Raw genomic sequence first — 24,112 nt, forward strand, 5'->3', positions numbered from 1 at the left:
AACCGAGCTTGTCGCCCTGTTGACCGCAAAAAGGCTCTCCGGACGACAAAAACGCAATATGGGCCCATCAACCCGCTCGTTTTTTGCAGTTTTGTGTCACCCGCCAGCCACATGCGAAGCGCGCAAAAAAGAGGCCGGAGCGAACATGCCGCTCCGGCCTTCATCAGTCTGTTCGTTCGCAGGAGGAACGGGTGGAGGCGGGGAAAGAGGGAGAGGAGAGAGTTCTTCCCCCGCCAAGGTGGTTACGCTCAGGTGGTTCGAGCGAATTCAGGATAGGCCTCCACACCAATCTCGGCATGGTCGAGCCCGGCAAGTTCTTCATCTTCCGTCGGGCGAACCCCGATGGTGATTTTGAGGAGGGTCCAGACGATGGCCGAAGCGGCGCAGACCCAGACAGCGGTCAGTGCAACACCGACGAACTGGCCGACGATGGTTGCATCACCGTTGCTCAGCGGAACGACCATTGTGCCCCAGATACCTGCGAACAGGTGAACCGGGATGGCGCCGACGACGTCATCGATCTTGAGCTTGTCGAGCATCGGAACCGCAAAGACCACGATGGCCCCGCCGATCCCGCCGATAACAATCGACTGGCCAACCGATGGTGCGAGCGGTTCTGCGGTGATCGACACGAGGCCGGCCAGCGCGCCGTTCAGCGCCATGGTCACATCAGCCTTCTTGTAGAGAACCTGCGTCAGGATAATCGCGACGACCACACCGCCCGCAGCGGCCATGTTGGTGTTCACGAAAATTTTCGACACGTCCGAAACGTCGCCAACCGTGCCCATCGCGAGCTGCGATGCACCGTTGAAGCCGAACCAGCCCAGCCAGAGGATGAAGGTACCCAGCGTTGCGAGCGGGATGTTGGCGCCCGGGAACACGTTGACCTTTCCATCCTTGCCATAGCGGCCTGCCCTCGAGCCGATGATGATCGCGCCCATTAGCGCCGCCCAGCCGCCGGTCGAGTGGACCAGGGTGGAGCCGGCGAAATCGCTGAAGCCCCATTGGCTGTCGAGATAGCCTGCTCCCCATTCCCAGCTGACCACAACCGGATAGATGATGCCGGTAAGGACCGTTACAAAGATGAAGAATGGCACGATCTTCACTCGCTCGGCCACAGTGCCTGAGACGATCGAAGCGGTGGTGGCGCAGAAGACCATCTGGAAGAACCAGTCGGATGCGACCGAATAACCTGTGTCGAGGTCGGCCTCGCCCACGGCTTGCATTCCATATGGAAAGCCCGCGATGCCAAACAGGCCAAGCGAGCCCTCGGCAAAGCCCGGATAGGCGATCGAGTAACCGATCACCCAGAACATCAGGCCGGCAATCGAATACAGGCCGATATTCTTGAGGCACTGGGTCGAGGTGTTCTTGGACCGTACCAGTCCAGCCTCGAGCATGGCAAACCCGGCCGCCATCCACATGACGAGGAACCCGCCAATCAGGAACAGCAGCGTGTTGAGGATATAGGCGGTGCCGCCGCCGACCGCGTCAGCGACGGGCGCAGCGGGAGCCGCTGCCATCGCCGGCGCTGCAAAAACGCTTGCTCCGGCCACCAGGGCGGCAAGTTTCAGGAAATTATGCTTCATGATGCTTGTCCCCCTTAGAGTGCTGTTTCGCCCGCTTCGCCGGTGCGAATGCGAGTTGCCGATGCGAGATCGAGAACGAAAATCTTGCCGTCGCCAATGGCTTCGGTGTTGGCGGTCTGCTGGATCGTTTCGACCACCTGAGCGGCGATATCGTCGCTCGCCGCGATCTCGAGCTTCACTTTCGGAAGCATGTTGGTCGAATATTCCGCGCCGCGATAAATCTCGGTCTGGCCTTTCTGACGTCCGAAACCCTTGACCTCGGATACGGTCATCCCGGCGACCCCGATGGCGCCCAGCGCTTCGCGGACTTCATCGAGTTTGAACGGCTTGATAATGGCGATGATGAACTTCATGCCTTTTGGCCCCCTTTGGCTCTCCGGGCACATCCCGGTCCCATCAAAGTAGCAAGAGGCGCGCCAATTTGCATCGGGGGCACTGACGCCACGGAATCAGGCACTTTGTTCGCACCTGCACAAATACGCGCGCTCAAATTTTAATCTTTTGATTACTTTTTGGGCAACGCCCTGTCAGGAAACGTGCATTGTCGCCCAAACCGGCAGGTGATCGGAGGCCTGAACCGACAGCCCGCTGTGATGCACTCCGCTATCGACATAACCGAGATCGGGAGAGGTGACGATCCGGTCCAGCCGCGCCAATGGCCGCCGCGCCGGATAGCTCGCGCCCGGAGCCAATTGCTGCCAAGCCATGCCAAACTCGCGCATGGCGCCCGTCAGCCTGCCCCACTGGTTGAAATCGCCCAAGATTACGGTCGGCATCCGAGTGCGCTTGCCGCATGCCGCAATAAGCGCGCGCACCTGGTCGCGGCGCCTGAGCCCGGACAGGTCGAGATGAGTGCCGACGATCCTCAAGACCTGCCCGCCGATAACGATCTCGGCCATCGCCGCACCCCTTGGCTCCAGCGTCGGCAGATCGAGCGGCTGTGCCTCGAGGCACTCGATATCGCGCCGGACCAGCAGGGCATTGCCGTGCCAGCCGATGCTGCGCGGGCGTCGGGCGACATGCAAAGGCCGCCACTTGGTGTCGTCGAGCAGCGCGCGGGGCAGCACGCTTTCACGCTGGCCAAAGCGCCGGTCGGCCTCCTGCAAGGCGATGACATCGGCATCCACTTCGCGCAGCACCCGGATGATGCGTTCCGGATCGCGCCTGCCATCCAGCCCCACCGCCTTGTGGATGTTGTAGGTGGCGAAGGTCAGTTCCATGTGCAGCGCCCGCTCGCTCTATTCGCCTGCAATATAGCGCGAAGTCGCACGGGTCGGCAGACCGTCGATACTCGCGGTGCGCGCAGCCGTTTTCGCCTCCCATCCGGCAGGATCGGCCTGGCGGTGCGCTTTTTTGAGCGTCTCGCGCTCGGTCTCGTAATTCATGAACGGCACGCCCCAGCCGCATGACGTCTGAATGCTCTCCACCGCAATATCGAAGATCTGGCGCGTACCGGGAAGCATCGTGAAATGCTCGGCCAATTCGCCCCAGCCTTCATCTTGCGGAAGCACCGGCTTGCCCCGGCCGTAAATGCGAAGGATCAGCGCAGGTTGATCGAAATTACAGAACATCACCGTGATCCGGCCCTTGTCGGCCTGGGTCGCAGCCAGATGTGCGTGGGTCTCGTTGCCCGATCCGCCGAGGTCGAGATAGGCGACACGCGTCGGCGAAAGCACGCGAAACGCATCGTAGCCCTTGGGGCTGAGGTTGATGCGGCCATCTGCCGCCGCCGTGGCTACGAAGAACACCGGCTGCTTTTCGATCATCGCCATATGCTTCGGGTCTAGCGCGTCGAAAAAATCAGCCATTGTGTCGCTCCGAGAGTGTTAGAGGAATTCGCGTAATACCCCGACGAACTTATCGAACTGATCGTGGTGGAGCCAGTGCCCTGCCTTTTCGAATTCGATCACTTCGTACCGTATTGAAGTGTTCGATCCGGCCATCCTTTGCCGGATTGGAAGCCCAGCTATCCGCGCCGTAAAGCAGCAAGGTCGGGCAGGCGATAGCCGCCCAGGTCGCCTCCATGAATTCATCTGCGACGTCTTCCACGCCCCAGACATTGAGGTGCGGGTCGAACTTCCAGCTATAGGTGCCGTCCTCGTTGCGATTGACGCCGTGGACGGTCAGGTGCCGCGCCTGGTCCTCGGTCAAATACGAGTTTTCCTCGATCATCCGGGCAAAGGCGGCTTCTATGCTTTCGTATTTGCGCGGGCTTCGCCCGGCGGCCTTGCGCTTCTTCTCGATCCATTCGGCCATGCGCTGCGGATATGGCGTAGCGCGCTGTTCGGCCTTCCATTCGGGCGACGGACCGAGTCCTTCGATCGCGACCAGCTTTGTCACCATGTCGGGGAACATCCCGGCATAGCGCAGTGCGACATTGCCGCCCATCGAATGCGCGACCATCCGCACCGGCCCCACGCCGAGCTGGTGGATCAGCTGCGCGAGATCATAGACCATGTCGCCAGCGGAGTAATTCCCGTCCGAGACCCAATCGCTGTCGCCGTGGCCGCGGTGATCCATGGCGATGACATGGTAGTCTTCGCACAAGGCTTCGGCAGTCCAGTCCCAGCTGCGCGCGTGATCGCGTCCGCCATGGACAAGGATCAGCGGCGGCTTTCCCCTCCCTCCCCAATCCTCGTAATTGAGCCGCAGCCGCTGCGAGATGAATGTCTGCGACGTCGGGCCGAAGCGGGAAGGTGTGTAGCCGTTCATGTCCGCTCACATGCCGCGATGCAGCGCGCTCGGCAAGCCTAGCGTTCCTTCGTGGCCGAGAAGGTGAGCTCGGGGTTCTTTTCGACCTGGTAGTTCACGTCCCACGGGCTTTTGGCCATGAAGACGAGATCGCCGTCACGGTCGCGCGCGAGATTGGCGCGGTTGAAGCTCTCGAATTCGTCGAGCGCCTTTTGCTCGCCCTTGAGCCAGCGCGCGGTGGCGAATGGCGAGTCTTCGAGAGCCGCCTCGACCTTGTACTCCGCTGACAGGCGCGAAATAAGCACGTCGAGCTGGAGCTGGCCGACCACGCCGACAATGTGTTGCGCGCCGATCTCGGGATAGAACACCTGAATCACGCCTTCTTCGGAAAGGTCGTCGAGCGCCTTGCGCAACTGCTTGGTCTTGGTCGGGTCTTTCAGTTGCACTCGCCGCAGGATTTCAGGCGCAAAGTTGGGCAGACCGGTGAAGCGCACCGTGTCCTTTTCCGAAAGCGTATCTCCCACGCGCAGGGTGCCGTGATTGGGAATGCCGATAATGTCGCCCGCCTCGGCGGTGTCGGCAATCTCGCGGTCCTGCGCGAAAAACAGGATCGGCGAATGGATCGCGATCGGTTTGCCAAGACCCGATGGCGTCAGCTTCATGCCGCGTTTGAACGTGCCCGAAACCTGCCGCATGAACGCGATGCGGTCGCGGTGGTTCGGGTCCATGTTCGCCTGCACCTTGAAGATGAAGCCGGTCACCTCGTCATAGCCGGGCGCGATCTGGTCTTCGCCAGCAGGCTGCGGACGCGGCGGCGGGGCGTATTTGGCAATGGCGTCGATCAGCTCGGTAACGCCGAAATTCTTGAGCGCCGATCCGAAGTAAACAGGCGTGAGGTCGCCACTGCGATAGGCTTCGAGGTCGAACTCGGGATAGCCAACCTGCGCAAGTTCGGCTTCCTCGGCCCATTCCTCGGGAATTTCGGGATCGCTGTCGCGCTTACCGAGGAATTCCTTCGACGGGCCTTCGGGGCGGCTTACCGTGCCGCTTGCGAAATCGAGCAGGCCCTCGAACTGTCCGCCCATCCCGATCGGCCACATCTGGGGCGACACGTCCAGCGCCAGCATGTCGGCGACCTCGTCGAGCGTTTCGAACGGATCACGCCCTTCGCGGTCGACCTTGTTCACGAAAGTGATGATCGGGACATTGCGCAGCCGGCACACCTCGAACAGCTTGCGGGTCTGCGGCTCGATCCCCTTGGCGGCATCAATCACCATGATCGCGGAATCGACAGCCGTCAGCGTGCGGTATGTATCTTCGGAAAAGTCCTCGTGCCCCGGCGTGTCGAGCAGGTTGAAGGTGATCGTCTCACCGTCATATTCCTTCTCGAACGTCATCACGCTGGACGTGACCGAGATGCCGCGTTGCTGCTCGATCTTCATCCAGTCCGAGCGCGCGCGCCGTGCCTGCCCGCGCGCCTTCACTTCGCCCGCAAGGTGGATCGCGCCGCCTTGCAGCAGCAGCTTTTCGGTGAGCGTCGTTTTACCCGCGTCGGGGTGCGAGATGATCGCAAAGGTGCGGCGATTGGACATAGGTGGATCGGCTGCGCGGCATTACCCGCGCAGCTCCGCTCCCTGCTTGGCCGCGCCCGCAACGATTGCGTCGGAGATCGCCTTGAGATCGGCGTCCTTGTAGGTCTTTTCGTGCGGCTGGAGTGTAACCTCGACCGCCACCGATTTCTTGCCTTCGGGCACGCCTTGGCCCGCGAACACGTCAAACACGCGCGCATCGGTAATGTTGGCCTTGTCCGCGCCCTTCACCGCGCGCACCAGATCGGCGGCGGCAAGCGTCTCGGGCACGAGAAACGCGAAATCGCGTGTCACCGATTGCAATGCAGGCGGCTCGAAGCTTGGCCGAGCGAAGCTCTTGGGGCCCTTGGCGGCTTTCTTTTGCGGTATCGCGTCGAGGAATATCTCGATCGCAGCGACCTGGCCATCGACATCAAACGCCTTGAGCGTTGCCGGGTGCAGCATGCCGAAGCGCGCAAGCACCTTTTTCGGGCCGAGCCGCAGCGTGGCCGACTGGCCGGGATGGAACTGCGGACCAGCCTCTCCCATGACCATCAGATTGCCCACTGGCGCGCCGACCGCTTCGAGCATTTGCATGGCAACCGCCTTGGCATCGAAGGCATCGAACATCGCAGCCTTGCCGCTCGCCCAGCCGCGCGCTGCTTTCTCGCCCGCAAGTACCACGCCCAGGGTCGCGCGCTCATCGCTGAGGCCGCCCGGCCCGCGGAAATACCGCCGCCCAATCTCGAACAACCGGGTCGAGGCGCTGCCGCGCGTCGCGGCACGCTTGGCCGAGGTCAGCAGGCCGGGAATAAGCGAGGGGCGCATGACCTTCATGTCCTCGCTGATCGGGTTGGCAAGCTTCCAGAGATCGTCGGTCGCGGTGAAGTGCGCGGCCTCGTCTTCAGGAAGGAACGACCATGTGATCGCTTCGTCGAGGCCGCTCGCGGCAGCCGCGCGGCGCAGTTTGCGTTCGAGCACCTGTTCGGGCGAAGCGGTCGGGCGAGCGACGCCGTCAGCGCGCGGCAGGGCGACGCTCTCGACCTTATCCAGCCCATGAATGCGCACGACTTCTTCGACAAGGTCGGCTGGCCCTTCGATATCGTGGCGGCGCAGCGGACATGTCACCTGCCAGTCATCGCTAACTTGGAAATCGAGGCTTTCGAGGATGCGCCGCTGCTCGTCCGCCGGCACTTCCACGCCGCCCAGCCGGGCGGTGCGAGCGGTATCGAATGCCAGCACCTTGGGGTCTTTTGGCGGCGAACCGGCCTGCACTGCCTCGCTCGCCTGACCGCCCGCCAATTCGACAATCAACCCGGTGAGCAGGTCGAGACCGTCTTGCAGAAACGCCGGATCGACACCGCGCTCGAACCGCGTGCGCGCATCCGAGGCAAGGCCGAGCCTGCGCCCGGTCACACCAATACGCGCGGGCTCGAAGTAAGCGATTTCGAGCAGCAGGTCGCTCGTGTCATCGGACACGCCCGAATTCTCGCCGCCCATGATGCCTGCGATATCGTGAACTTCCTTGTCGTCGGCAATTACGACCATGCTCTCGTCGAGCGTGTAGGTCTTTTCGTTCAGCGCCAGTACCTGCTCGCCGGGCTTCGCGCGCCGCGCAACGACTGCGCCGTGCAGCTTGGCGAGATCATAGGCGTGCGCCGGACGGCCAAAGCTGAGCATCAGGTAATTGGTGAGGTCGACCAGCAGCGAGATCGGGCGCTGACCTGCGCTCTTCAATCGCTGCGCGAGCCAATCGGGCGACGGGCCGTTTTTCACACCCTTGATAACACGGCCATAGAACGCCGGGCACCCTTCGGGATCGTCGGTGCGGATTTCGACCGGGCACGCGCCCGAGGCTTCGAACTCCGGAAACGCGATCGGCTTGAGCGTGCCAAGTCCCGCTGCTGCAAGGTCGCGCGCGATCCCGTAAACACCCATGCAATCGGGCCGGTTGGGCGTGATCGCGACGTCGATAATCGGAGAAGAGCCGTGATAATCGGCAAAGCTGTGCCCGACCGGCGCATCCTCGGGCAATTCAATGATGCCGTCATGCTCTTCGCCCAGTTCGAGCTCGCGCACAGAACACATCATGCCGTTGCTCTCGACGCCGCGGATCGCGCTCTTGCGCAATTCCATGCCGTTCGACGGGACGACTGCGCCGGGCTGGCCGAGCACGCCTTTCATCCCGGCGCGCGCATTGGGCGCACCGCACACGACTTGCAGCGGATCGCCCGCTCCCGTGTCGACGGTGAGCACTTGCAGCTTGTCGGCATCGGGATGCTTTTCGGCGGTCAGCACCTTGGCGACAGTGAAGCCTGCCAGTCGCTCGGCTGGATCCTCGACGCCTTCGACCTCAAGCCCGATCGCGTTCAGCGTGTCGAGGATGTCCTGAAGGGTCGCATCGGTTTCGAGGTGGTCTTTGAGCCATGTGGTGGAGAATTTCATGCGCCCGCTCCCACTCCGGCGGAAAGCGTCGGCTGGTCGACCGCAGCAAACCCGTAATGCGCGAGCCAGCGCGGATCGCCATCGAAGAACGCGCGCAGATCGTTCATGCCGTATTTGAGCATCGCAAGCCGGTCGACGCCGAGCCCCCAGGCAAAGCCCTGCCATTTGTCGGGATCAAATCCGCCCATTTCCAGAACGCGCGGATTGACCATGCCGCTGCCGAGCAGCTCCATCCAGTCATGGCCCGCATCGTCGCCCGATCCGCCAACCACGCGGCGGCCCCCTTCATTGGAATAGCCGACATCGACCTCGACGCTCGGCTCGGTGAAGGGGAAGTAGGACGGGCGCAGGCGCAGCACGATATCGTCGCGCTCGAAAAACGCTTTGAGAAAGGTCTCCAGCGTCCACTTGAGGTGACCAAGGTGAATGTCGCTGTCGATGACCAGGCCTTCGACCTGATGGAACATCGGCGTGTGGGTCGCATCGCTGTCGGAGCGATAGACGCGGTACGGGCGCGATGAGCCTGATCGGCGCGCCGCCGGGTGTCTTCTCGGCGACCGCTTTCATCGTGCGGATTTGCACCGGCGACGTGTGCGTCCGGAGAAGGATCTCGCCTCCATCACTGGTTTTGTCCGGAAAGTAGAACGTGTCGTGCATCGCGCGCGCAGGGTGCGATTCGTCCATGTTCAGCGCGGTGAAGTTGTGCCAGTCATCCTCGATCTCGGGTCCGGTGGCGACTTCGAAACCAAGATCGGCGAAGATCTCAGCAAGCTCGTCCATCACCTGGCTGACGGGGTGGACCGACCCCTTAGGCGTGGCTGGCGCAGGCAGCGTCAGGTCGAGCGTTTCGCTGGCCAGCTGGGCTTCGAGTTCGGCGGCTTCCAGCTGTTCTTTCTTCGCTTCGATTGCAGCCGCGATTTCGGCGCGCACCGCCTGGATTGCGGGCGCTGTTTCCTGCCGCTCTTCAGGGCTCATTTGCCCGAGCGTTTTCAGGGCAAGGCTCACCCAGCCTTTCTTGCCCAGCGCCGCGACGCGCTGCTCGTCAAGCGCTTCCAGCGACCCGGCATCGGCAATCGCGGCGAGGCCGGCTTCTTTTGTGGTGTCAAATCGGTCATGGTCTGGCTCAATCAAGTGAGCGCGTCCGCTAGCGAGAAATGGCCGACAAGGCAAAGAGGCATTGCCTTTGTGGCTTCATTTTTCGCCGCTCCGGCTGCGATGCGGCGCAGCCTAGCCCTTGGGACGGTCGAGTGCCTGCGCAGCGCTGCCCCATATCCTCGCCCGGGCTTCCATGAAGGAAGACAGGATGGGATGGTCGAGCGCGGCATATTCGCTGGGGTTCATGGTCATGAATTCGTGGAACTCGCGGGTGAACTGCGCCTGGTCGTGGTAATCCGCGTCCATCGCCTCGGTCCAGCGGCTTTCTTGGTGCAGCATGAAGCTTGCAAGGCTGCGGGTGAAGCGCTGGCGGCGCATCAGGCGCTTGGGGGTAAAGCCGAAATATCGGCGGCACACCCGCTCTAGCGTGCGAATGCTCATGCCGCATGCCTCGGCGAGTTCCTTGACCGCCAGGTACGAGCCATCAACCAGCGCTGTGTGAACCCGCAGGATCTTGGGCTCGTCGCGGCTGGGACGCATCAGCTGGCCCATCGTCTCGGCAATCGCAGCGGCCTGTTCTTCGCGCGTAGCTTCGAGATCGCACAGCGTTTCCGACATGGTATCGAACTTGGCAAAGGCGGGGTGCTTCGAGCCGTCCCACAGCGTGTTGGCGAGACCGTGCGCATCGGCATCAATGAACCGCGCCCAGCCGAGCGGGAGGAACCCGATGCCCCACATCTCGGAACTGCCAAGCTTGAAGTGGCAGGGCAGCGAGCTCGGGCCGGTCGCAGAAAAGCGTGCACCCTTCACCGCCGACCCGTTCATGTAAGCCTCGGGCCGCCCCCCTGCGAAGAAGCGGATATTGCTCCATTCGGGCTGGAGGTAATCCTCTACAAGCCCGCCATCGGCCACTTGCAGCGAGAGGTGGTAGAAGGTCGTGAAGCAGCCATCGAACTGGCTTGGCGGCGTGTAGAAGTGGCTGCGAACCTTGTAATCCGCACTTTTCAAACCGCCGTTTGCGTTTCTTGCGACCATTGCACGTAGCTGTGCAACACATGGCGTGTTTATACAAGGGATTTGGCAGATTCTTACAAGTGCCGCGTCAATCTGGCACGCACCAAAAAGGGGGCAGCCGCGATCGCGCTACCCCCTTGTTTGGTAATCTCAATTCCCGTGCCGCCAATTCGGCAGTCCGGGTTATGCAGGCAGCGCGTCTTTCGCCTGAGCGATGATCGACTTGAACGCTGCTTCTTCGTTCATGGCGAGGTCGGCCATGACCTTGCGGTCGAGCTCGATCCCGGCAAGCTTCACGCCGTGCATGAACTGCGAATAGGTCAGGCCTTCGGCGCGGACAGCGGCGTTGATGCGCTGGATCCACAGGGCGCGGAAGTTGCGCTTCTTGATCCGGCGATCGCGGTAGGCGTACTGGCCGGCCTTTTCGACGGCCTGGCGCGCGACGCGAATGGTGTTCTTGCGCCGACCGCGATAGCCCTTGGCTTGTTCGAGTAGGCGCTTGTGCTTCTGGCGCGTGGTAACGCCGCGTTTGATGCGTGGCATGGTAGTATATCCTTCGTTTCGTTCAGGGTGCCGAGCCTCGGCGTTAGCCGTTCAGGTCAATCGAGCCCGTAGGGCGCCCATTTCTTGATCGTCGCGGTGTCGGCGTCCGAGAGGACCTTCGTGCCGCGATTCTGGCGGATATACTTCGCATTGTGGTGGGTCAGGCGGTGACGCTTGCCAGCGACGCCGTGCTTGACCTTGCCGGTTGCAGTGATCTTGAAGCGTTTCTTCACACCGCTCTTGGTCTTAAGCTTGGGCATTTCTATCTCCTTTGATCAGAGACACATTGGACCAGCCCTGGCAGCCCTTGTCGCCAGGCCGGACTCGAAATCTGTGTCGTTGAAGCACGCGCACATAGCGGTTTTGCGGGCGGATGCAAGCGATCTCGCACGTTTTGCGGCCCCCTCCCATGAGACACATGAGACAGTGTCCTGGGGAGAATAACATCCCTCCCGCACGCCCGTTTCAAATTTGGCGTTTGGATCTATCGGTGAAGCGGCGGACATGGCGCGCAAAGTGTCCGATTGCCGCCGAGTAGGAAAGCGAATTCACATGGCGAAGCTTTCGCCCACCAGCTCCTCGCTCACCTGCCACAATCGCCTGGCCACACCTTCGTCCAAAGCGCGCTGCTCGACATCGGCATCGCCCACGGGGCCGCGCGCGTCGAAGAAGCCGGTGGGACCGTAATAGCCGCCGCTCTCCGCCCGCGGATCGCCAGCTGCGAGTGCGGTCGGATAGGCACCCAGCTCCGCCGGCTGCGCGACGATCGCATTGGTGACCTTGTAGACCGCCTTGAACAGGCCGGTCGGCCCGCTGAATTGCAGCTCGGTGTTCGAATATCCGGGATGGCAGGCGACTGACTTGATGCGCGAATCCGCCGCCTCCAGCCGCCGGTGCAGCTCCATCGCATACAGCAGGTTTGCCAGCTTTGAGCGCGTGTAGGACCGGGTCGGATCGTATCCGCGCTCCATCATGAGGTTGTCGAAATCGATCCGGCCAAATTTGTGGGCGATGCTGGAGACGGTCACAATGCGCCCGCCGCGCCCATCGACCTGATCCAGCATCAGCGCATTCCAGAGGAAATGGCCGAGATGGTTGGTGCCGAGCTGCATTTCAAAGCCGTCTGAGGTCTTCTGCTTCGGTGTCTGCATCACGCCCGCATTGTTGATCAGCCCGTAGATCGCTCCAAAGCGCTGCTTCGCCTCGGCGGCAGCAGCGCGGATCGATTGCATGTCGGCGAGGTCGAGCGAGAGCAGTTGGCAGCGCCCCGCACCCGCGTTGACGATCTTGGCGAGCGCCTGCTTGCCCTTGGCCTCATTGCGCGCAGCGATCACGACATCGGCGTTCTTGCTCGCCAGGATTTTTGCGGCCTCGAACCCGATGCCCGAATTGCCGCCGGTTATCAGGAACAGCTTTTCCGACAGGTCGGGCAAGTGTTCAGGCGTCCAATCGGCAATTCCGCTGGTGCTCATATGCGGCATGAAAATGTCCTCTTGTTGCAGCGGGGCTCACCCCATCGCTTCAAGAACGTCTTCGAGCCGTGCCGGGTCCCCGAGAGCTATTACGCGCCCGTCGCTGCCTGCATCGAGCGGGTTGCCCTGCCAGTCGCTCATCATGCCGCCTGCGCCCTCTACCACGGGGACCAGCGCGGCATAATCGTAGAGCTGCAATCCGGCCTCCACGACGATATCGACATGGCCGCTCGCGATGAGGCCGTAATTGTAGCAATCGCCGCCATAGATGATCTTGCGCTCCGCCACCGATTTGGCGACGCCCATGAAGGCATCGACATCGTCGCCGGAGAACTGGTGCGGCGTGGTGGTGCCAAGCACGGCGTCCGAAAAATCCTTGCACGCGCGCACTTGCGCCAGCTTGCCATTGAAGGTCGTGCTCTCGCCGATCCGGCCAACCCAGCGTTCGCCCGCAATCGGCTGGTCGATGACGCCGAGCACCGGCCAGCCATCCTGCATCAACGCGATCAGCGTGCCGAAAATCGGGCGGCCGGCGATGAAGCTGGTCGTGCCATCGATGGGATCGAGCACCCATTGGCGGTCGGCGCCTTCGTTGCGAGCGCCGTATTCCTCCCCGATGATCCCGTCGGCGGGCATCCGGTCCTCGATCAGGGCGCGCATCGCGGCCTCGGCGGCGCGGTCAGCCTCGGTTACGAAGGTGCGATCCTGCTTGCGCTCTTCGCTCCACGCCCCCCGAAACAGCGGGCGAATGGCGGCGCCCGCGGCATCGGCAAGCGCATTGGCAAGGTCGAGGTCGGCAGAAGTCATGACGGATTGATGTCCTTGCGGTCGGTGAACGCTCCGCGCCTAAGCATCCGGATCGCGGCAACGTCAAACGCTTATCGCAAATGTTAAGGCCGGTGTTTGTCGGTTCTGTCCTAGACCTTTACACCTAGGCGGCCTGAAAGGAGCCGGATTTCTTTCGCAGTGGGGTCGCATCCAAGGCAAAAGGAAAGCACGACCGGTTTATGGCTTCATCGGGGGCGACATCAACGAATACTGCGCCGCAAGCTGAACAGGATTTCAGCGGTGCGAACCCGGAACTGCGCTCTGCCCTTGGCTATTCACGCTCGGGTGAGCCGCTTTCGGCGAACCGCGCGCCCGTCGAAAGCCTCTCCCCGTGGGTGGCGCGAGTCTATGTGACGCAGGTCGATCAGGATCCCGGCAACCAGATCAATTGCGGCCTGTTTTCCGATGTCCCGGTGCTGCGCGCGCTCTTCAGCGGCGACTGGACCGCCGAAACCCGCGACGGCGTTGGGCGCTATGGCCAGAGCGCGCTGTTGTTTGGCCCCCAGACCCACCGCATGCCAGCAAGCGTGACGGGGTGCTTCTCGACCGTGGGCGTGTGGCTCAAACCCGGGGCCATGCAAGCGCTCAAGGGGCCTGAAGTGGGCGATACGCTCGACCGGATCATCCTCTACGACCACATCTATGGCGACAGGGAATGGGGATCGAGCAAGCAATTGGTCGAATGGTTCGACCCTTCCGGCCCGCCCGAACGCTGGATGCGTGTAGGCGAAAAGCTTATCGAAAACCTGATCGATCGCACTGGCAGGACAAAGCCCGACCCGCTGATCGAGAAGTTCGACAAGGCGGCGTTTCACGATCCAAACATGAACATCGCCGAATTCGCCGAGGAGCACGCGATCGAGCGGCGGCGGATGGAACGCCTGATCAAGCGGGCATACGGACAGACCGCAACGCAGGTGCTGCGCCGTGCCCGCGCGCTCGATATTGCGGCGCATCTGCGCGGAGTAGCCGACGACCGCGAAGCCGAGGAAGCCGCGCTCAAGTTTTTCGACCAGAGCCACATGATCCGCGAGTTTCGCGCATTTTTCGGCATGACGCCGCGCCAGTTCGCGACCACCCCCCAGCCCTTCATGACGATCACGCTGGAGGCGCGGCAGGCGCGCAGGCTGGAAGTGCTGGGCCGGAAGGACCCGGACACGCCGCCGCCCTGGCGCAATCCGGCGTGGGCCAACGGAAAAACGTGACAACTTCATCGAGCGGGTCCACTAAACTTCCCAACTAGATAAAAACAATCAGGTTGCACCAATGGATTTTGACAAAGCGGCAGAAAGTTCGCTCCTGCCGGAGACCGGAACGACCGATGAGGGTGCGCCGCTATCGTTCAATCGCGATCCCGACCCGCGGATCGAACCGTGGGTCGCCCGGTCGATGGTTGCCTCCGCAACGCAGGCCGAGCCGGTCAGGCTCACCGGGCATCTCTGCAACGACGCGGCTTATCTGCGGTGCGCTGTCGGGGTGGACTGGGTGGCCGAGACTGCGGACGGCCCGCTCGATATTCGCGACGAGACTATCCTTTGCGGCCAGCACAGCCGGGCGATGCCGCTGGCTTATCTGGGCGGTATCAGGGTTGCAGGCCTCATGCTCAGACCCGGCGCCATGCAGGCGCTGTTCGGGCTGGGCGATTCCGACCTGCTCGACCGCATTGTTTCGGTGGAGCGGGGCGGAATTCCCGACCGAGATCTGACCGGCCTGTACGAAGCCGGGATGGAGCCTGATGAATGGCTTACCCGGATCGAGCGCTGGCTGGCCGAATACATCACGCGCAATCGCATCGCGCCGCCCAGCAAGCTGTCGCAGGCCATCGAGCTGCAGGCATTCGCCGAACCGAACCGCCTGCTGCAGGAGTTCGCCGATGAGCACGGCGTGTCGCTGCGCACTGTCGAGCGGACGGCGAAGCGCGATTTCGGCCTCCAGCCCAAGCAAATCATGCGCCGCGCGCGGATCCTCGACCTGGCTGCCCGGATCTGCGGGGTGGCGGACGAGGAAGAGGAAGATATCATGCTGCGCTTCTTCGACCAGGCGCACCAGATCCGCGAATTTCAGGCCTTTTTCGGGATGACCCCGAGGGAGTTCAAACGCACACGGTCAGCGCTGCTTACCTTGAGCCTCGAGATCAGGCAGTCGCGGCGGCTGGAATTGCTCCACCGGATCAAGCCGGGCGCGGTGCGGCCGTGGATGCGCAGGCCGCTGCTCGCTGCGTGAATCGGCGCTCGCAGGTCAGTCGAACAGCGAGCTCACGCTGCTTTCGTCGGCGATCCGGCGGATGGCCTCGCCCACCAGCGGAGCGATGGTCATGATGCGGATGCGGTCGGACTTTTCGGCGGCTTCGGTCGGGCGGATGGAATCCGAAATGACCAGCTCCTTGAGCTTGGACCCGTCGATCCGCGCCACCGCTCCGCCCGACAGCGCGCCGTGGGTGATGTAGGCGGCGACCGATTTCGCCCCGTTTTCAAGCAGCGCGTCGGCGGCGTTGCACAGCGTTCCGCCGGAATCGACGATGTCGTCGATCAGGATGCAGTGGCGCCCCTCGACCTCGCCGATGATGTTCATGACCTCGCTTTCGCCGGGCCGGTCGCGGCGCTTGTCGACGATGGCGAGCGGGGCGTTGTCGAGCCGCTTGGCGAGGGCCCGCGCGCGAACCACGCCGCCGACATCGGGTGAGACGACCATCAGGTCCTGGTCGCCGTAGCGCGCCTGGATATCCGCTGCCATGACCGGCGCGGCATAGAGGTTGTCGGTCGGAATATCGAAGAAGCCCTGGATCTGGCCTGCGTGCAGATCCACAGCCAGCACCTTGTCTGCACCCGCTTCGGTAACGAGATTGGCGACGAGCTTGGCGGAGATCGGCGTCCGCGGTCCCGGTTTACGGTCTTGCCGGGCATAGCCGAAATAGGGGATGACCGCGGTAATCCGCCGCGCCGAGGCCCGGCGCAAAGCATCGATTCCGATCAGCAGTTCCATCAGATTGTCGTTGGCCGGGAAGCTGGTCGACTGGACGATGAACACGTCCTCGCCGCGCACATTCTCATGGATTTCGACGAACACTTCCTCATCGGCGAAGCGCCGGACGCTCGCATCGGTGAGGGGCATTTCGAGATAACCTGCAATGGCGCGCGCCAGCGGCAGGTTCGAATTGCCGGACATGATCTTCATGGTGAGCAGATCCCCGCGTGAAAAGTGACCCTCAACGCCTAGCCGAGCGTCATGGAAACGCAACAGAGGGCGCGCGAGTTTTGCCCGCAGATCAGCGGCGATGACGCTCGATTATTGTGGCAAGGTCCTCGGGCAGTGCCATGGGCTTGATCGGACTGACGTTGGCACCGCCGGTATTGCCAACCGGGATCCAGCCGATCGCGGTTTTCGTCGCCGCTCCGACGATGCGGAGCACCTGCCCCGCCATTTCGCGCCAATCGGCGTTGCGCCACGCCCATTTGAACATGAGTAGATGCACTCGGACATGGTCGCGCGTCGAATATTGGCTGAGGATATGCGCGCGCTCGAGATAGGCAAACTCCCGGCGCGCATCTGGCGCCGATCTTGCAAACTCGATTTCGCGATTTACGAAGTCGTTGAGCGTATTCATGAGGTCATCCTCCTGTCGGAAGAATACCAATCGAGTTGCAAATTGCAACCTTAGCCGATCCGGTGCTCACCCTTCACCCACCTGACGGTCCCCGACGAGGCGCGCATGACCACGCTGTCGGTTGTCATGATTGTCTCGCCGGTGTGCTTGCGGCGGCGTTTTACCCCGTCGAGCAGCGAGCCTTCGGTGACGCCGGTTGCCGCAAAGATGCAATCGCCCTTGGCGAGGTCTTCGAGCTTGTAGATGCGGTTCAGATCTTCGATGCCCCACTTCTTCGCGCGGGCTTTCTCGTCGTCATTGCGGAACACCAGCCGCCCGTTGAACTGTCCGCCAACACAGCGCAGTGCCGCTGCCGCGAGCACGCCTTCGGGCGCGCCGCCTTGCCCCATATACATGTCGATCGTGGTGTCCTCATCGGTCACCGCGATCACGCCTGCGACATCGCCGTCTCCGATCAGCACCACGCCGCAACCGAGCGAACGCAGCTCGGCAATAAGCTCGGCATGACGCGGTCGGTCTAGCGCGCAGACGATGATCTCTCCCGGCTCGACGCCCTTGGCCTTGGCCACGGCTTTGACGTTCTCGGTTGGGCTTTTGGCAAGGTCGATCACGCCTTCGGGATAGCCGGCCCCAACCGCCAGCTTGTCCATGTAAACATCGGGCGCGTTGAGCAGGTTGCCTTCTTCCGCCGCCGCCAGCACGGCGAGCGCATTGGGCCCGGCCTTGGCGGTGATGGTCGTGCCTTCGAGCGGGTCGAGCGCGATATCGATCTTCGGGCCTCTGCCCGGCGCGCCGCCGACCTTCTCGCCGATATAGAGCATCGGCGCTTCGTCGCGCTCGCCTTCGCCAATCACCACTGTGCCATCCATGTAGAGGTCGTCGAATGCGCGCCGCATGGCCTCGACAGCAGCGGCGTCGGCGGCCTTTTCATCGCCGCGCCCGACCAGCTGCGCTGCGGCGACCGCAGCCGCTTCGGTCACACGCACCATCTCCAGCACCAGCACGCGGTCGAGCGCGCTTCCGGTCGAGGTTTGCTTGTCGGCGAGGACGTCGGTCTTGTCGGGGGTGTTCATGAGAAATTCAGTCCCTGTGCTCTTTCAATCGCGCAGCCACACGTGCAGTGTATCGCTCTAATCGCTTAAGCCGAAGGAGACGGGCTTGTCGAGCAATGCTGGCCCCGTTTTGCGCTTTTGCGCCCAGCCCATAATCCTTGCCGCCGCCGTAGGTATGTCGAGCGCGCTAGCCGCGCAAAGTGACGATGCAGCGACTCAAGCTGCACCCGAAGACGAGGCCGAAGCCGAAGCCCTACCCCAGCGGCTCGACCTGTCGGTCACCGTCCCGCGCGAGGAATCGGACCAATTGCTGGAAGAGGATTGCGAGGAAGAGGCCGATGCCGCCCGCATCGCCAATGAGATCGTGGTTTGTCGCCAACTGGGCGAAGCGACCGATGGCTCATGGAACAAGGCGGAGTGGGAGCGCGGCTATGCCGAGCGGACCAAGGGCCGCAGCACGCCCAATACCTTCGGCATCGCCAATCACGGCAATCCGATCGGGTTCGGATCGGTCCCGCCGCCTGCCCTGCTGATCGATGTCGAGGCGCTGCCGCAGGCTCCCGCCGGGTCGGATGCCGACCGGATTGCGCGCGGGCTCCCGCCGCTGGGAAGCAGCCCCGAGGCAACGCCCGAGGAAATCGCCGAGCGCCGCCGCAAGCTCGGGCTGGAAGCGCCGCCTTCGGCAAGCGCACCTGAATGATGCGAGCGCGGCGCCTTCTCGTGGTTGGCGTTTCGCCCGCGACATGGCTGGCAATGCTGGTCGCTGCTCCCGTCGCTTTGGCTGCGCAGCCGCAGGACGATCCGCCCGTGCCCGATGGCGAAGATGAGCCGGTGCGCATCGACATTCTAGCGCCCGCACCCGGAGCCCTGCCGCCTAGCGAGGCAGAAATTCGGGAGTGCGAAGAAGAGATCGACGCCGCCACTGTCACCGGCGAGATCATCGTGTGCAGACAGATCGGGGAAGACCCGGCCTATTATTACAGCGGCGACCGCGACAGTGCGCAGCGGCGTTATGCCGAGGAAACCGCCTTTGCGGGCGAGATCCGTGCGCCCGATGTCGCAGGCGCAGGCATTTTTCGCGGGCCTGCCACGATCAGCGGGCTGTGCTTCATCCCTCCATGCCCCAAGGACCCGGCCCTGCTTATCGATGTGGAGGCGCTGCCCGAAGCCGAACCAGGCTCCGATGCGGACCGGATCGCGCGCGGATTGCCGCCGCTTGGGCAGGAGCTGACGCCTGAGGAAATTGCCGAGCGCCGCCGCGAGCTGGGGCTCGATGGGGCGCTCGCCGACCCGGAGCCGCAAGCGGCTTCGGGCTCGGACTAAGGCTCAGTTCGGAAGGATCGGCATGACCAGCGGCTCGCCGGTCAGGCTGTCGGACCCATCGAGCAGGTCGAGCGCCTTGTGCACGCACCGCTCCGGACCCTCATGCGTGACCATCGCGACCAGGACTTCCTCGCCATTGTTCGCGCGGCCTTGCTGGATCAGGCTTTCGATCGAAACATCGGCATCTCGCATCGCGGCGGTGATCTCGGCGAGCACGCCGGGGCGGTCATTGACGGTGAAGCGGATATAGGTGCGCTCCATCCGGTGGCCGGGCTCGGCAGGCGGCAGTTGAGAAAGCTGCGCGACCGGCATCGAGAACGGCGCGCTGATCTCGCTGCGGCAGATATCGATCAGGTCCGCGACCACCGCGCTCGCGGTCGGCCCGTCACCTGCGCCCGCGCCCTGGAACAGGAGGCGGCCCGAGAAATTGCCCTCGGCGACGACCGCATTGGTCGGGCCATCGACCGGGGCGAGCGGGTGATCCTTTGCAACAAGGCAAGGACGCACGCGCTGGAGCAGGCGGGCATCGCTGCCTTCGCCTTCCACGTCGGCTTGCGCAATCAGGCGAATAACGAAGCCCAACGCATCGGCCTGCGCGATATCGGCGGCACGGACCTGCACGATGCCGGTGGTGCGCACGGCACCGAAATCGACCCGCGCGCCGAAACCGATCGCGGCAAGGATGGCGAGTTTGTGCGCCGCATCGATGCCTTCGATATCGAAGGTCGGATCGGCTTCAGCATATCCCAGCTTCTGCGCTTCGGCGAGGGTTTCGGCAAAGTCCGCGCCGGTCTCTTCCATCTCGGACAGGATGTAATTGCAGGTGCCGTTGAGGATGCCATAGACATTGGTAAGCGCGTTGGCCGAGGTGCCTTCACGCAGGCCCTTGACCACCGGAATGCCGCCCGCCACGGCGGCTTCGAACTTGAGCGGGACGTTCGCCGCCTCGGCAAGCTCGGCAAGGTCGAGGCCGTGATGCGCGATCATCGCCTTGTTGGCGGTCACCAATCCCTTGCCCGCTTTCAGCGCGGCGCGCGAGGCGGCGAGCGCGGGGCCGTCCGATCCTCCGACCAGCTCCACCATGACGTCCACATCATGGCGGGAGGCAAGCGCGCTCATGTCGTCCTCCCACGCATAGCTCGAGATATCGACACCGCGATCGAGCGTGCGGTCGCGCGCGCTCACGGCAACCACTTCGATGGCGCGTCCAGCACGCGCGGCGATCAGGTCGTGATTGGTGCCGAGCAGGCGGATCACCCCTGCCCCGACCGTGCCGAGACCGGCAATGGCGATGCGAAGCGGCGAGGCCATATCGGGATCGGACGAGGGGGTGGGATCAGACAAAAAAGCGCTCCAATGCTGCAATGCAATAGGCGGCGATTAAACCAAGCGGCGGCCTCGTCAAGCCGGAGCGGCGCGGCGGAGCAGGCGCTGGCAGCGCCGCCTAGCCCGTGATCGCGCGGTCGCATGTCCCCAGCTGCTCGATCACGAAAGCGTAATCGGCGGCGGCCAGCCGGCGTGCGGCAGGGTCGCGCGCGAGATTGGCACTGCTCGGCAATTCACGCGGGAGCGAACAAGCGAGCCGGTACCAGCGCAGCGTCTCGCGCTCCGGAGAGCGCGCGGCCGAATCGATGATCTCGCCCCATGACACCCCCCACACCGGGGTCTGGCCCGGACGGCGCAGCACGGTCAGCGAAACGGGAGAGCGATCTCGGGTGCGCAGGAAAATCTGCGTCTCGGATTCGCCCGCTAACGTGCCCTGAACACCCAGCGCATCGGCCACGCCTTCTACCTGCGGAGGCACATCACCCTGCGCGAGTGACGCGAGGATCAGCCGCAGGCGCGCTTCGAATGCGGGTGAATAATCGAGCTGTGCGTTCTCGCCTGTCAGCCGGATTTCGCGTCCTCGCGGCGTTGCCGGGCGGCTCGGAACCGTGTCGGCAAACAGGATAACCTGCTTCTTCCTGAGCTTGGGCGGCCTGCCTTTGGCATCGCGCGGCACGTCGACGAGATAGACGAGCGACTCGCCGATCGCCGTGTCGGCAGCGATCAGCGCGAGCGTGTCGGCCTCTATATAAAGACGTGCGAATCCCGGCTGCAAACCGGGCGCGCGTTCGGCGCTCACCTCGCTCTGGCGGCGAATCTGGGCCCGGATAACGAGGTCGCTGCGTTCAGCGAGATCGACGAGGTCGGCATAGGTCGCACGCTCAGCCGCAGTCGCAGGCTCTGCGGGCAAATCCTGCGCTGTCGCTGGCAACGGAACTGCCGCCGCCAGCACGCCTGCCGCCGCAAGGCCACATAGGCCACTGAAATTGATCTTTAAAATTTGGTTAATGATCGTCATCGTCCAGAAATCCTGCGCCATCGGAGCGGCATTATTCGCACACTTGCCCACCCGAAAGGAAGCGCAGTGAATCGCCCCTGAACCGATAAAGCGTTTGATTGCCTAGGGGTTGACCGTTAAAGCCATCCCGGCTCGCACGGCAATTGGGGACATCGACCGGGCGGGCAAATGCACCGTACATATGGTATATGTCGGTGTCTCGCAGGGCGGAGACTGGCCATTGATTTGGGAACCAGCGACCCTCCGGTGAGGTTTAATATTCTGGGATTCGCGTCTGGGCGGTCCGATTCGGAAAGCATCTGATTCGGACCTGACGCGAGAATTGCGCCGGTATGTCCGCCGGCCTGAGTGATGGAGAGAAAGCGACTGGATGGCCTACGCTGACCAACAAATGAGTGGGAACAAGGTTGTTTCCATAGTCATCGTGGCGGTGATCCATGTGCTGATCGGGTACCTGCTCATCTCCGGCCTGGCCATTTCGGCCGTTAAAGAGGTCGTTGAGCGCGTTACCACGGTCGACATTGAGGAGCCCCCGCCCCCTGAAGAGCCGGATGAACCACCGCCCGAGCAGCCGCAAGAAGTTGCGCCGCCGCCGCCTGTGGCACCGCCGCCTCCGATCAATATCGCGCCGGCTCCGCCGCCGATCCAGACGCAGCCTACGATACCGCCGCCCGCTCCGCCGGCGCTGGTTATCCCGCCGCCTGCACCGGTCGCACCGCCTGCACCGCCGCCTCCGCCGTCACAGGCACGCGGCGCCACCACGCGCGGCGAACGCCGCTGGGCGGCCCGCATTCAGGAAAACTATCCCTCGCGTGCATTGCGTGAAGAAATCGAAGGCACGGTCGGCGTTCGCGTTACCGTCACCGCCGAAGGGCGCGCCACGAATTGCTCTGTCACCGCATCGAGCGGTTCGAGCATTCTCGACGATGCGGCGTGCCGCGGGATGGAACGATATGCCCGGTTCAACCCGGCACTGAACGCTGCCGGCAATCCGACCACGGGGAACTACGCAACGCGGATCACCTATCGTTTGAACTGATAAACATTTCGGGTGTGCCCTGGAGGATAGGGCACATGCACTGAAACGATATTTTCAAGAGGACTACTCGCAATGAACCTTTATACTCTTACGGCTGCTGCCACTGAAGCGCCGGTCAACGAATTCGGCTTCTGGAAAGCAATGGAAGAAGGCGGCCCCGTCGCCTGGTCGATCCTTGGCGTCATGGTCATCATGTCGGTCGGATCATTCTACATCCTGTTCACCAAGCTGTTCGAACAGAACAAGGTGATGAAGCAGTACAAGGCTGTGAAAAGCTCCTACTGGCGCGCTCCTACGCTGAAGGAAGGCGCAACCAAGCTCGAAAAGAACAGCGCATGGCGCCAGCTCGCCGATGACGCGGTCACCGCTCAGGAGCACCACGGCAAGATGGAAGGTGCCGGCAACGAGATTCACTTCGTCGAAGAAGAACTCGCGCACTCGCAGGACACCATCAACCAGTCGCTTTCGGGCGGCCTCTCATTCCTCGCATCGGTCGGTGCAACCGCACCGTTCATCGGTCTGCTCGGAACGGTGATCGGTATTTACCGCGCCCTGATCAACATCGGCATCGAGGGTTCGGCTTCGATCGACAAGGTTGCAGGTCCGGTTGGCGAAGCGCTCATTATGACCGCTATCGGCCTGCTCGTTGCTGTGCCTGCCGTGCTTGCGTTCAACTGGCTGCAGTCGCGCAACCGCCGCATCAACGCCCTGATGACCGATTTCTCGAACGACATCGTCGCGTACATCGGTTCGAACGGCACGATCAAGCCTGCCATTGCTACCGGTGCCGCTGGCAAGCCGAAGCCTGCTGCGAAGCCGGCAACGACTTCGGGCGGCGTCCGCACCCCGCCTACCAAGTCGTAATAACCGGGTGATCTCGGCGGGAGGCGCGGACAGCCTCGCCTCCCGCCTCACCCCACACGACGACTGAAATTTACAAGGGATAGGAATTAGGCAATGGCGATTTCGATGGGAGGCGGGGAGACCCCGATGTCCGACATCAACACCACGCCGCTGGTGGACGTGATGCTCGTGCTTCTGATCATCTTCCTGATCGCGGTCCCGGTCGCGATCCAAACAATCGAGAAGCTCGAGATTCCGGTGTTTGAATCGGTTGAATCGAAGAACAAGGTCGAAAACCTCCTGCTCACGGTCAGCACCACCGACACGTCCGGCCGCAGCGCCGGCGAGCCGGGTTTCGAAGGCGCTTCGCGCAGCGGTGAATGCCGGGTCTATTTCAACAACATCACTCCGGTGACTTCCGAGGAACTGTACGACCGGGCGTTCACGCGCCTCGACAACATCGTGCAGGCAGCCGGCGGACCCGAAGCGATCATGGAAGATCCCGAGCGTATCCCGCAGGTTCACATCCGCGGTGACACCCAGGCGCCGTGGCGCTGCGTTGCCGGTGCGATCTACAACGTGCAGGCAGCCGGTTATCCGACCGTGGGCTTCATCTCGAACCCGGTCGAACCCGGTATCTAATAGTGCATCCGGTCCCGCCT

At 62.9% G+C, this 24,112-nt stretch carries 23 protein-coding genes and 2 pseudogenes; 7 read left to right on the forward strand and 18 right to left on the reverse strand.

Annotated elements, in window-relative coordinates; all coding sequences use genetic code 11:
- Positions 1 to 248: 248 nt before the first annotated feature.
- The 13 genes and pseudogenes from AC0L39_RS15900 to hisN all read right to left on the reverse strand — a co-directional run bounded on the left by AC0L39_RS15900 (position 249) and on the right by hisN (position 13,224).
- On the reverse strand, positions 249 to 1,589 hold the full coding sequence (locus AC0L39_RS15900; protein ID WP_473259313.1) for an ammonium transporter family protein: 1,341 nt from the start codon (positions 1,587 to 1,589) through the stop codon (positions 249 to 251).
- A gap of 14 nt (positions 1,590 to 1,603) precedes the next feature.
- Positions 1,604 to 1,942, reverse strand: a complete 339-nt coding sequence (locus tag AC0L39_RS15905) for a P-II family nitrogen regulator (RefSeq protein WP_190788754.1) — start codon at positions 1,940 to 1,942, stop codon at positions 1,604 to 1,606.
- 174 nt (positions 1,943 to 2,116) lie between these two features.
- Positions 2,117 to 2,809, reverse strand: a complete 693-nt coding sequence (locus tag AC0L39_RS15910; RefSeq protein ID WP_473259315.1) for an endonuclease/exonuclease/phosphatase family protein — start codon at positions 2,807 to 2,809, stop codon at positions 2,117 to 2,119.
- A gap of 18 nt (positions 2,810 to 2,827) precedes the next feature.
- Positions 2,828 to 3,397: a pyridoxamine 5'-phosphate oxidase family protein gene (locus AC0L39_RS15915; protein WP_473259317.1), complete on the reverse strand. Its 570-nt coding sequence runs from the start codon at positions 3,395 to 3,397 to the stop codon at positions 2,828 to 2,830.
- A gap of 18 nt (positions 3,398 to 3,415) precedes the next feature.
- A pseudogene (locus AC0L39_RS15920) lies at positions 3,416 to 4,301 on the reverse strand (alpha/beta fold hydrolase).
- Between the two features lie 38 nt (positions 4,302 to 4,339).
- Entirely contained in the window at positions 4,340 to 5,872 is a 1,533-nt protein-coding gene (locus tag AC0L39_RS15925; protein WP_473259319.1) for a peptide chain release factor 3, read from the reverse strand.
- 21 nt (positions 5,873 to 5,893) lie between these two features.
- Entirely contained in the window at positions 5,894 to 8,293 is a 2,400-nt protein-coding gene (gene pheT, locus AC0L39_RS15930; protein WP_473259321.1) for a phenylalanine--tRNA ligase subunit beta, read from the reverse strand.
- Positions 8,290 to 9,408, reverse strand: a pseudogene (gene pheS / locus AC0L39_RS15935) (phenylalanine--tRNA ligase subunit alpha). The gene pheT and the pseudogene pheS overlap by 4 nt, the downstream one beginning before the upstream one ends.
- 112 nt (positions 9,409 to 9,520) lie before the next feature.
- Positions 9,521 to 10,396 (reverse strand): helix-turn-helix domain-containing protein, encoded by an 876-nt coding sequence (locus tag AC0L39_RS15940; protein WP_473259322.1) that lies wholly within the window; start codon positions 10,394 to 10,396, stop codon positions 9,521 to 9,523.
- 189 nt (positions 10,397 to 10,585) lie between these two features.
- Complete coding sequence (gene rplT, locus AC0L39_RS15945; protein ID WP_473259324.1) at positions 10,586 to 10,945, reverse strand: 50S ribosomal protein L20; 360 nt, start codon at positions 10,943 to 10,945, stop codon at positions 10,586 to 10,588.
- Between the two features lie 56 nt (positions 10,946 to 11,001).
- Positions 11,002 to 11,205 (reverse strand): 50S ribosomal protein L35, encoded by a 204-nt coding sequence (rpmI, locus tag AC0L39_RS15950; protein WP_390584178.1) that lies wholly within the window; start codon positions 11,203 to 11,205, stop codon positions 11,002 to 11,004.
- 288 nt (positions 11,206 to 11,493) lie between these two features.
- The gene (locus AC0L39_RS15955; protein ID WP_473259326.1) at positions 11,494 to 12,426 is read right to left on the reverse strand and encodes an oxidoreductase; all 933 of its coding nucleotides are present in this window, start codon (positions 12,424 to 12,426) and stop codon (positions 11,494 to 11,496) included.
- A gap of 27 nt (positions 12,427 to 12,453) precedes the next feature.
- Positions 12,454 to 13,224, reverse strand: a complete 771-nt coding sequence (gene hisN, locus AC0L39_RS15960; protein WP_473259327.1) for a histidinol-phosphatase — start codon at positions 13,222 to 13,224, stop codon at positions 12,454 to 12,456.
- Between the two features lie 200 nt (positions 13,225 to 13,424).
- On the opposite strand from hisN, the gene AC0L39_RS15965 reads away from it, so the two are divergent.
- Positions 13,425 to 14,450 carry a helix-turn-helix domain-containing protein gene (locus tag AC0L39_RS15965; RefSeq protein WP_473259329.1) on the forward strand — a complete coding sequence of 342 codons (1,026 nt, stop codon included), beginning with the start codon at positions 13,425 to 13,427 and terminating at the stop codon, positions 14,448 to 14,450.
- A gap of 61 nt (positions 14,451 to 14,511) precedes the next feature.
- Positions 14,512 to 15,468, forward strand: coding sequence for a helix-turn-helix domain-containing protein (locus AC0L39_RS15970; protein WP_473259330.1), 957 nt, complete (start codon positions 14,512 to 14,514; stop codon positions 15,466 to 15,468).
- Positions 15,469 to 15,483: 15 nt separating this feature from the next.
- On the opposite strand, the gene AC0L39_RS15975 is transcribed toward AC0L39_RS15970, so the two are convergent.
- From AC0L39_RS15975 to glpX, 3 genes are all read right to left on the reverse strand, one after another.
- On the reverse strand, positions 15,484 to 16,419 hold the full coding sequence (locus tag AC0L39_RS15975; RefSeq protein WP_473259332.1) for a ribose-phosphate pyrophosphokinase: 936 nt from the start codon (positions 16,417 to 16,419) through the stop codon (positions 15,484 to 15,486).
- 91 nt (positions 16,420 to 16,510) lie between these two features.
- A complete protein-coding gene (locus AC0L39_RS15980) occupies positions 16,511 to 16,849 on the reverse strand; it encodes a DUF3703 domain-containing protein (protein WP_473259334.1) in 339 nt (112 codons plus the stop codon).
- Positions 16,850 to 16,899: 50 nt separating this feature from the next.
- Positions 16,900 to 17,922: a class II fructose-bisphosphatase gene (glpX, locus tag AC0L39_RS15985; RefSeq protein ID WP_473259336.1), complete on the reverse strand. Its 1,023-nt coding sequence runs from the start codon at positions 17,920 to 17,922 to the stop codon at positions 16,900 to 16,902.
- An 85-nt stretch (positions 17,923 to 18,007) separates the two neighbouring features.
- On the opposite strand from glpX, the gene AC0L39_RS15990 reads away from it, so the two are divergent.
- Both AC0L39_RS15990 and AC0L39_RS15995 read left to right on the forward strand, forming a co-directional pair.
- Entirely contained in the window at positions 18,008 to 18,601 is a 594-nt protein-coding gene (locus AC0L39_RS15990) for a hypothetical protein (RefSeq protein ID WP_473259338.1), read from the forward strand.
- On the forward strand, positions 18,598 to 19,224 hold the full coding sequence (locus AC0L39_RS15995) for a hypothetical protein (protein WP_473259340.1): 627 nt from the start codon (positions 18,598 to 18,600) through the stop codon (positions 19,222 to 19,224). Before AC0L39_RS15990 ends, AC0L39_RS15995 begins: the two co-directional genes overlap by 4 nt.
- 3 nt (positions 19,225 to 19,227) lie before the next feature.
- On the opposite strand, the gene AC0L39_RS16000 is transcribed toward AC0L39_RS15995, so the two are convergent.
- Entirely contained in the window at positions 19,228 to 20,535 is a 1,308-nt protein-coding gene (locus tag AC0L39_RS16000) for a homoserine dehydrogenase (protein WP_473262426.1), read from the reverse strand.
- Between the two features lie 133 nt (positions 20,536 to 20,668).
- Positions 20,669 to 21,568, reverse strand: coding sequence for a hypothetical protein (locus tag AC0L39_RS16005; protein WP_473259341.1), 900 nt, complete (start codon positions 21,566 to 21,568; stop codon positions 20,669 to 20,671).
- Positions 21,569 to 21,959: 391 nt separating this feature from the next.
- Between AC0L39_RS16005 and AC0L39_RS16010 the strand changes: the two genes are divergently transcribed.
- The 3 genes from AC0L39_RS16010 to AC0L39_RS16020 all read left to right on the forward strand — a co-directional run bounded on the left by AC0L39_RS16010 (position 21,960) and on the right by AC0L39_RS16020 (position 24,092).
- Complete coding sequence (locus AC0L39_RS16010) at positions 21,960 to 22,607, forward strand: energy transducer TonB (RefSeq protein ID WP_473259343.1); 648 nt, start codon at positions 21,960 to 21,962, stop codon at positions 22,605 to 22,607.
- 72 nt (positions 22,608 to 22,679) lie between these two features.
- Positions 22,680 to 23,471 carry a MotA/TolQ/ExbB proton channel family protein gene (locus AC0L39_RS16015; RefSeq protein WP_473259344.1) on the forward strand — a complete coding sequence of 264 codons (792 nt, stop codon included), beginning with the start codon at positions 22,680 to 22,682 and terminating at the stop codon, positions 23,469 to 23,471.
- Between the two features lie 93 nt (positions 23,472 to 23,564).
- Positions 23,565 to 24,092 (forward strand): ExbD/TolR family protein, encoded by a 528-nt coding sequence (locus AC0L39_RS16020; protein WP_473259346.1) that lies wholly within the window; start codon positions 23,565 to 23,567, stop codon positions 24,090 to 24,092.
- Positions 24,093 to 24,112 lie beyond the last annotated feature (20 nt).

Source organism: Erythrobacter sp. K21-9, assembly GCF_055808355.1.

Bases quoted from the DNA above. Each gene is read 5' to 3' on its own strand.
- AC0L39_RS15900 (WP_473259313.1), bottom strand. From the start codon at position 1,589: ATGAAGCATAATTTCCTGAAACTTGCCGCCCTGGTGGCCGGAGCAAGC.
- AC0L39_RS15905 (WP_190788754.1), bottom strand. From the start codon at position 1,942: ATGAAGTTCATCATCGCCATTATCAAGCCGTTCAAACTCGATGAAGTC.
- AC0L39_RS15910 (WP_473259315.1), bottom strand. From the start codon at position 2,809: ATGGAACTGACCTTCGCCACCTACAACATCCACAAGGCGGTGGGGCTG.
- AC0L39_RS15915 (WP_473259317.1), bottom strand. From the start codon at position 3,397: ATGGCTGATTTTTTCGACGCGCTAGACCCGAAGCATATGGCGATGATC.
- AC0L39_RS15925 (WP_473259319.1), bottom strand. From the start codon at position 5,872: ATGTCCAATCGCCGCACCTTTGCGATCATCTCGCACCCCGACGCGGGT.
- pheT (WP_473259321.1), bottom strand. From the start codon at position 8,293: ATGAAATTCTCCACCACATGGCTCAAAGACCACCTCGAAACCGATGCG.
- rplT (WP_473259324.1), bottom strand. From the start codon at position 10,945: ATGCCACGCATCAAACGCGGCGTTACCACGCGCCAGAAGCACAAGCGC.
- rpmI (WP_390584178.1), bottom strand. From the start codon at position 11,205: ATGCCCAAGCTTAAGACCAAGAGCGGTGTGAAGAAACGCTTCAAGATC.
- AC0L39_RS15955 (WP_473259326.1), bottom strand. From the start codon at position 12,426: ATGCCGCATATGAGCACCAGCGGAATTGCCGATTGGACGCCTGAACAC.
- hisN (WP_473259327.1), bottom strand. From the start codon at position 13,224: ATGACTTCTGCCGACCTCGACCTTGCCAATGCGCTTGCCGATGCCGCG.
- AC0L39_RS15965 (WP_473259329.1), top strand. From the start codon at position 13,425: ATGGCTTCATCGGGGGCGACATCAACGAATACTGCGCCGCAAGCTGAA.
- AC0L39_RS15970 (WP_473259330.1), top strand. From the start codon at position 14,512: ATGGATTTTGACAAAGCGGCAGAAAGTTCGCTCCTGCCGGAGACCGGA.
- AC0L39_RS15975 (WP_473259332.1), bottom strand. From the start codon at position 16,419: ATGAAGATCATGTCCGGCAATTCGAACCTGCCGCTGGCGCGCGCCATT.
- AC0L39_RS15980 (WP_473259334.1), bottom strand. From the start codon at position 16,849: ATGAATACGCTCAACGACTTCGTAAATCGCGAAATCGAGTTTGCAAGA.
- glpX (WP_473259336.1), bottom strand. From the start codon at position 17,922: ATGAACACCCCCGACAAGACCGACGTCCTCGCCGACAAGCAAACCTCG.
- AC0L39_RS15995 (WP_473259340.1), top strand. From the start codon at position 18,598: ATGATGCGAGCGCGGCGCCTTCTCGTGGTTGGCGTTTCGCCCGCGACA.
- AC0L39_RS16000 (WP_473262426.1), bottom strand. From the start codon at position 20,535: ATGGCCTCGCCGCTTCGCATCGCCATTGCCGGTCTCGGCACGGTCGGG.
- AC0L39_RS16005 (WP_473259341.1), bottom strand. From the start codon at position 21,568: ATGACGATCATTAACCAAATTTTAAAGATCAATTTCAGTGGCCTATGT.
- AC0L39_RS16010 (WP_473259343.1), top strand. From the start codon at position 21,960: ATGAGTGGGAACAAGGTTGTTTCCATAGTCATCGTGGCGGTGATCCAT.
- AC0L39_RS16015 (WP_473259344.1), top strand. From the start codon at position 22,680: ATGAACCTTTATACTCTTACGGCTGCTGCCACTGAAGCGCCGGTCAAC.
- AC0L39_RS16020 (WP_473259346.1), top strand. From the start codon at position 23,565: ATGGCGATTTCGATGGGAGGCGGGGAGACCCCGATGTCCGACATCAAC.